Origin of the sequence: Paenibacillus alvei DSM 29, assembly GCF_000293805.1 — a bacterium.
Taxonomy (GTDB): Bacteria; Bacillota; Bacilli; order Paenibacillales; family Paenibacillaceae; genus Paenibacillus_B; species Paenibacillus_B alvei.
Map to the genome: position 1 here is coordinate 1375305 of NZ_AMBZ01000001.1, position 6989 is coordinate 1382293.

Annotated in this window: 3 protein-coding genes; all 3 read right to left on the reverse strand. The window is 55.6% G+C overall.

All coding sequences use genetic code 11. The annotated features are described in order from the left end of the window. Positions 1-74: 74 nt before the first annotated feature. From PAV_RS06235 to PAV_RS06245, 3 genes are read right to left on the reverse strand one after another with little or no spacing between them, the layout of a single operon-like run. A complete protein-coding gene (locus PAV_RS06235) occupies positions 75-1838 on the reverse strand; it encodes an ABC transporter ATP-binding protein (protein WP_005544415.1) in 1764 nt (587 codons plus the stop codon). Next, positions 1835-3661: an ABC transporter ATP-binding protein gene (locus tag PAV_RS06240; protein WP_005544416.1), complete on the reverse strand. Its 1827-nt coding sequence runs from the start codon at positions 3659-3661 to the stop codon at positions 1835-1837. The genes PAV_RS06235 and PAV_RS06240 overlap by 4 nt, the downstream gene beginning before the upstream one ends. Continuing rightward, positions 3651-6959, reverse strand: a complete 3309-nt coding sequence (locus tag PAV_RS06245; RefSeq protein ID WP_005544417.1) for a non-ribosomal peptide synthetase — start codon at positions 6957-6959, stop codon at positions 3651-3653. The genes PAV_RS06240 and PAV_RS06245 overlap by 11 nt, the downstream gene beginning before the upstream one ends. Between the last annotated feature and the right edge of the window lie 30 nt (positions 6960-6989).

A 6989-nucleotide genomic window follows, 5' to 3' on the forward strand; every position in this document is an offset into this window, starting at 1 on the left:
CTACACTCCGCTACTCCTTCTTCGGGTTCTCACAACCTTTTCGGTGCTGAAAATCTGACTTTTTGAACACGCACTTATAAATAGGATTTGTACCTAGGAATCCGCACGCCGTACAGCCGGGCGTAATACCCCCCGAGCGCCAGCAGATCCTGATGGCAGCCCCGCTCGACGACCGTCCCTTGGTCCATGACGGTAATCAAATCCGCATGTTCCACGGTGCTGAGACGGTGCGCGATCAGAATGGTGGTGCGCCCCTTCATCAATACATTCAGGGCCTGCTGTACCCAATGCTGGGATTCGTTATCCAGCGCGGAAGTCGCTTCGTCCAGCAGCAGAATCGGGGCGTTTTTGAGAATCGCCCGGGCAATCGCAATTCGCTGCCTTTGTCCGCCCGACAACGACGCTCCTCGCTCTCCCACTGGCGTTTTATACTGTTCAGGAAGTTCCTGAATGAAACGGTGAGCGTACGCCGCTTTGGCTGCTTCGATCACTTCTTCATCCGTTGCATCCGGGTTGCCGTAGCGGATATTTTCCTCAATCGTGCCGGTAAACAAGAACGGCTCCTGCGGAACGTATGCAATCTTCCTGCGGATTTCATCAAGCGTGTAATGGCCGAACGGTTTCCCTTGGAGCAGGATTTCTCCGCTGTCCACAGGATAAAAGCCGAGCAGCAGCTTGATCAGCGTACTTTTGCCGCTGCCGCTGGCCCCCACGATAGCAGCGACCTGGCCGGGAAACACCTGCATGGACATGTCGACAAGCACCTTTTTATCCGCCTGATAGGAAAACTCCACATCGCGAAACTCCACCGCAGCCTCCGACACAAGCTCGCTGTGAGGAGATCCCAAACGCTCCGGTTCCTCTTCCTCTCTTAGTACCTCCTGAATCCGGTGAGCGCCCGCGAGCGAATTTTGGGTCATCGACAGAACCACGCCTAAGTTCAACAAGGCGTGCGTCAGATTCACTTGCAGAACCGCAAGGGCGGCGACGCTTCCCATTCCCATCAGTCCGTAGGCATAAAGAAGACTGCCGATGACGATGATGCCGCAGAACGTGACGTAGCTGATAAAATGGTTCACCGCAGCCTGCATGCCGTTCTTCTGCGCGGTTTGCCGAAGCGTCTGCGTCATTTGTTCGTTCAACGCCTCGAACTGGCCGTAAATCGTGCGGATGCGGAACAGCTTCACAATTTGAATACCGCCCATAAAATCTTTGAATTTCTCGGTCATTTTACCGAGCGTTTGCAAGCCTTGTTCGGACAAGGCGCGAATATCCCGCGCAAATTTCAGGCTGACCACGGAGGACAGCAGCAGAATGACGAAGGATACGCCGGCAAACCGCCAATCGATCAACACCATGGAGACAATGGAGCCGATGCAAAACACAACTTGAAGCAGCAAAACGAAGTAAACCTGCGAGAATGTAAACTCAACGGTCGTTACGTCGTTGTTCACCCGCGACAGCAAGTCCCCATGGTGCGTCTGCTCCAGGAATCTCAGCCGCACCCGGCACAGCTTGTCATAAAGACGTTTGCGTATATTCAGCACAGTCAGTTCGACACTGCGCTGGTATAAGTAAATGAACCAGGGAGAAATCACATTTTCCAGGAACAGCACCGCGCCCAAAATAATAAAGGCTTCCACCATTAGGGACGTATCTCGGGACACGGCGAAATCAACCAAGTTATGTACGACCAAACTGAAGGCGATCAGGAACAATGTCTGGGAGAGCGCCGTCACGGCCAGGCCAATGGCGTACTGGGTTTTGCGCTTGCGGTTCATAAAGGTCAGCAAGTATCCGAGTTCTTTCACTTGCGAGAGCCATCCGCCCTTTTTCATGTGTACGCCACCTCCCTGCATTCGGCAGACTCGGTAAATTCCTGGTAGTACGACTGGGCGTATAGTCCCTTCCTCTCCAGCAATTGTTCATGAGTGCCCTTTTCCACAATATTTCCTTGTTCCATGACCCAAATTTCGTCGGCGTTTTGTACTGTAGAAAGCCGGTGGGCAATAACCATGGTCGTTCTATTCTTCATCAATACGCCCAGCGCTTCCTGAACCGCGCTTTCCGACTCCGGATCAAGAGCCGACGTTGGCTCGTCCAGCAGCAGAACGGGAGCATCCTTCAGAAAAGCCCGGGCCATTGCAATGCGCTGGCGCTGCCCGCCGGACAAAAAGCCTCCGCGCTCTCCGACATACGTCTGGTATCCGCCCTCAAGCTGCATAATGAAGGAATGCGCCTGAGCGGCTTTGGCGGCTTCGATAATCTCGTCCATCGACGCTTCTTCCCGCCCGTAGCCGATATTTTCGGCGATCGTGCCGCTAAACAAATATGAATCCTGGGTTACCACGGAAAAATGCGACCGAAGCTGCTCCGGATCGGCGCCGTCGATCCGGCTGCCGAACACGCGGATCTCACCCTGATCCTCCGGAAGCGGATAAAATCCGCATACAAGCTTAATCACCGTGCTCTTCCCTCCGCCGCTCGCTCCGACAAGCGCGATCGTCTTCCCTTCCGGCACCGAGAAGCTAACATTCCGAAGGATCGGGGAGCTCTCCTCATACCCGAAGGTTACGTTCTGAAACTCGATGGGGGCGGTGCTCGCTTTCGGCAGCGAACGGCCATTTTCCGTTTCGGTCGGCTGCTCGACGATTTCGGAGACCCTTCTCAGGGCACCGGCCATTTCGAACGTCCGCGTGATGAGCTCGGGTATATGCTCCAGAGGCTCCAGACACAGATTCAGCAAGTACAGGAAGGCGATCAGCGCTCCCGCGCCTAGCTGCCCGTTGTAGATCAAATAGCTTCCGTAACTGACGGCAAAAATGATCGGGCTGATCATCAGCGTGGAAAGCAGGGGGTTGACCCAGGCTTCCCGCTTTTTCACAGCCAGCTTTTTTTGGGCCGTCAATTGCAGCATCACTTGGTAGGAGCGAGATAACATGCCGGATAGCAGGTAGCTTTTCACAATAGGCATACCCCCAAGCGTATCCTGGAGGTTAACGTTCATTCGGCCCATGTTTGCCTGGGCTTCCTCCGTCAACCGCTCCAACTGCTTGCCAATCCATTGGGAAACCAACAGCGCCACGGGAAACAACAGCAGGCTGGACAGCATCAGCTCCCATTGGAGGTAGATCAAATAAGCAAAACAGCCGATGAACAATAGCGGATGATAAAACCACTGGGCAAGGTCCCGAATCATAAACTGCTGGATAAGCTGCAGGTCGTTGTTGATCCGCGACAACACGTCGCCCGAGTGCTGCTTTTCCAAATAGGAGACCGGGAGTTTGCCGATATGACGCATGACGTGGTTGCGGATATCCTGCACCGCAGAGGCGCTGCTTCGCTCCACACCGAAGCTCATGAAAAACTTCGCCGGTACACCGATCAAGATGACCACAAAGACCGTGTATACGATTTGCAGAACGAGTGGCCCTGCCCCCTTCTCGGCCTGGGTGGTCAGCTGCTCGATCAAACTTCCCGTCCATATCTCAATAACGGCGGCGGCAATTGCGGACAAGGTACCGACGATCATCCAGCCTTTGTGACGGCTTACATAGGACATCAGCCAGCGGAACGCTTTCCAGGTGGCGTAAGCGGTTTGGCGCTTGGAAGGCGCCGCTGTGCCTTGTTCTTGAACAAACGGCTGTCGGTCAGCTTCCATGCAGTACCCCGGCCTCCGCTTCGATCTGCCGCTTGACTTGCTCTAAGATATCCCGGATGACAACGGCCGTTTCGTCCACGCGCGCGAGTTCCAGCAATTCCTCGTGCGCGCCCTCCAGCCGGTAATCGGCGTAAGCTTGCGTCGTTGCCCCCCGCCAGGATGGCAATTGGTGCTCCAAGCGGAACGCTTCGCTGTCCTTCGCAATCAGTTCGTAAATCCGGGCCGGGATCGTGCCGGAGTTAATAAGCTGCGCTTCGTACGCCAAAGTCGCTTTGACCTTCTGATGAACCCGCTCCCGCACAAGCGGGTTGCTCATTAATTCCTTCTCTTCTTCGTCGAAATCGGCAAGCATTTCTTCAAGCTCTTTCTCTGACGTTTCGGATGGCGTCAGCATGTCCTTAATCCACGAGTCCACCATGAGTACGTCCGTTACGGAATACCCTCTTTTCTCCATCGTTTTGGCTACCTCGAAAGTCAGGTTGCCCCCGAAGCAGTAGCCGAGCAGCACGTAAGGTCCTTCGGGCTGGATGCGGACGATCTCGTCCACATAACGGTTCAGCATGGTCTCGTAATCAGCGGCATCGTCGATAAAATCAATGCCGTAAAGCACGAATCGGCCGTCGAGCCTGCTTGCGAGCTCCCGGTAACCGATGCCGAAGCCGCTGCCCGGAGGAAAGCAGAACACGTTCAGATCTCCCGCTTTATTCAGCTTAATGAAGGAGTCTCCCCCTTTATCCAGGCCCAGATCCCCCTCTCCGAAAGCCATGGCTTCAACGGTTACATGATGGAATTGGCGGTTCAGCGGTATCTCAATGCCCGTTTCATCGTAAACGGCTTGAACGAGCCTCATCAGACTTAACGAATTGCCGCCCAACTCAAAAAAGTTATCCTTTACGCCGACCTGCGGAACACCAAGCGTATCCTGCCAGACGCGGGCGATCTTCATTTCGAGCAGCGTTCTCGGCGCAACATATTCCGCTCCTCTGCCCGCGGCTTCCTCCGGCGCGGGCAGCGCTTTGCGGTCGATTTTCCCGTTGGGGGTCAGCGGCATCCGCGAAAGCTGCACGAGGTGCGAAGGAATCATATACCCTGGAAGCTGCTTGGCGAGCTCCTCCTTGAGTTCATACGCCGCCAGCCTCGTTTCCGCGACGTAGTAAGCGACAAGCTGCTTTTGACCGTTCGCGTCGTCACGGTCGAGCACCTTGGCTTCTTGCACGGCGGCGATCTTCAGCAGCTGCGTCTCGATTTCGTCCAGTTCGATCCGGTACCCGCGGATTTTCACTTGGTGGTCAATCCGGCCCAGGTATTCAATGTTGCCGTCCGGCAGCCAAGCCGCCAAGTCGCCCGAGCGGTACAGCTTCTCCCCCTCCGCAAACGGGGAATCGACGAACTTCTCCGCCGTCAGATCCGGACGGTTCAGGTATCCTCTCGCAAGGCCTTCCCCGGCCACGTACATTTCGCCTGCTACGCCGATCGGCACTGGGCGGCGGTTTTCATCCAGGACGTACACCCTCAGCGTCGGGATCGGCTTGCCGATATTGCTCTTCGCCGCCTCCATTTCGACCCACGTAATTTCCTTATACGTCACGTGAACCGTCGTCTCGGTAATGCCGTACATATTGATCAGCTTCGTCTCCGGGTACTTCGTCTTGAAGCCCTTGAGCAGCAGCGGACTCAGCGCTTCGCCCCCGAAGATGACGTTGCGAATCCGCAGATCGTACGGATGGTCCGCCAAGACCTTACGCAGCAGCTGGTAGAAGTACGTTGGCGTCTGGTTCAAAATCGTGACCTGTTCGCGGCCCAGCAGCGCCAGGAAATCAGCCGGATTTTTCGCCGTGAGCGGCGGTACGATAACCAGCGTGCCTCCGTACAGCAGCGCTCCGTACATTTCCCAGACGGAGAAATCGAAGCAGAACGAGTGGAACAGCGTCCACGTGTCGGACGGCCCGAAGTTGAACAGGTTCTTGTCGTTGAACAAAAGGCGCACGACGTTCTTATGCTCGATCAGCGTTCCTTTCGGTCTGCCGGTCGTTCCCGACGTGTAGATGACATAAGCCAGGTTGCTCGGCCCGGAAATCGGCTCCAGGTTCGAAGCGTCCAGCGCACCTTCGGAGTCCGTACCTCTGTCGCCCCAAACGAAATCATCCAATTCGAGGCGCGTTCCTGCGAAGTCGGTCTTCTCGTGCAGATGCTTTTGAATCAGCAATAACGGCGCGCCCGAATCCTCAATCATGAAGCGGATGCGCTCCTCCGGGTAGTCGGGATCAACAGGCACGTAGGCTCCGCCCGCTTTAAGAATCGCCAGAATGCCGATGACCATATCGAGCGAGCGTTCAGCCAGAATCGCTACCAGTTGATCCGCTTCTACTCCCGTCTCCCGCAGCTTCCGCGCAAGGCGGTTGGATCGCTCGTTCAGCTCACGGTAGGTCAACTGCCGCTCGTTCATGACGGCGGCCACGTTGTCCGGGTAAAGCTCCGCCTGCTCTTCGAACAAGCCATGAATCGTTTTCCCCCGCTCGAACCCGGTTTCGGTGTCATTAAATCGCTTCAGCAGCTTCTCCCTCTCGTCTGGGGACAGCACATCGGCTTGTCCAAGCTCCAGATCCGGCTGAAATAAAAGCAAGGACAGTAGCCGAACAAGATGGTCGGCCGCCTGTTCCACAAATGCCCGCTCGTACCGCTGCCCGTCAAAGCTTATTTCCAGCTCGATGGAGTGGTTTTGGCGATCGAAGCGAAAAACCGTATCGGCCGCCACCCGGTTACCCAGCGGTACCGGATGAATCGGGGCGAAAGATGCGACGGTGTTGACGACCGAGAGGCCGTCCACCGTATAGTCCAGATGGAGCGGCTCCACCATTTTTGGAAAAGGCAGATGCTGATGCTCCAGCGCCTCGCCGATGGAAGCTTTGATGCCCCCGAGCAGCGTTTTCAGCGTAGTCTGATGGCTTACGGACGTCTTGATCACCAAGATGTCATGCGGCGGCGGAGTCCCGTCGGGGTCTGCGCTATAAGAAGGCATGCCGACCAGCACTTGGTTCTGCCCGGTATATTTGAAAAGCAGGCTTTTTACTCCTGCCAAAACAATCATGTACAAAGCCAAATCCGAACCGTTGGCGAGGCGAATGATTCTCTCCGAGAGTTCGCTCGGCAGAGTACGGTGAAGCAAGCCCGGTTCGGCCGCAGCTTCCCCGTCGGCGGATAATTTGGAGGATTGACTGTAGGGAAGGAAGCTCAGGCTGTCATCAGCGTCAAACTTGCCGCTCCAGTACCGTTCTTCCTTTTCAAATAAAGATTTCATCCGTACCTCCCCTAAAAATGAAGTAACCCC

What these genes read in the sequence shown, in the direction of transcription:
- PAV_RS06235 (WP_005544415.1), bottom strand. Translation starts at nt 1,838, where the DNA reads ATGAAAAAGGGCGGATGGCTCTCGCAAGTGAAAGAACTCGGATACTTG.
- PAV_RS06240 (WP_005544416.1), bottom strand. Translation starts at nt 3,661, where the DNA reads ATGGAAGCTGACCGACAGCCGTTTGTTCAAGAACAAGGCACAGCGGCG.
- PAV_RS06245 (WP_005544417.1), bottom strand. Translation starts at nt 6,959, where the DNA reads ATGAAATCTTTATTTGAAAAGGAAGAACGGTACTGGAGCGGCAAGTTT.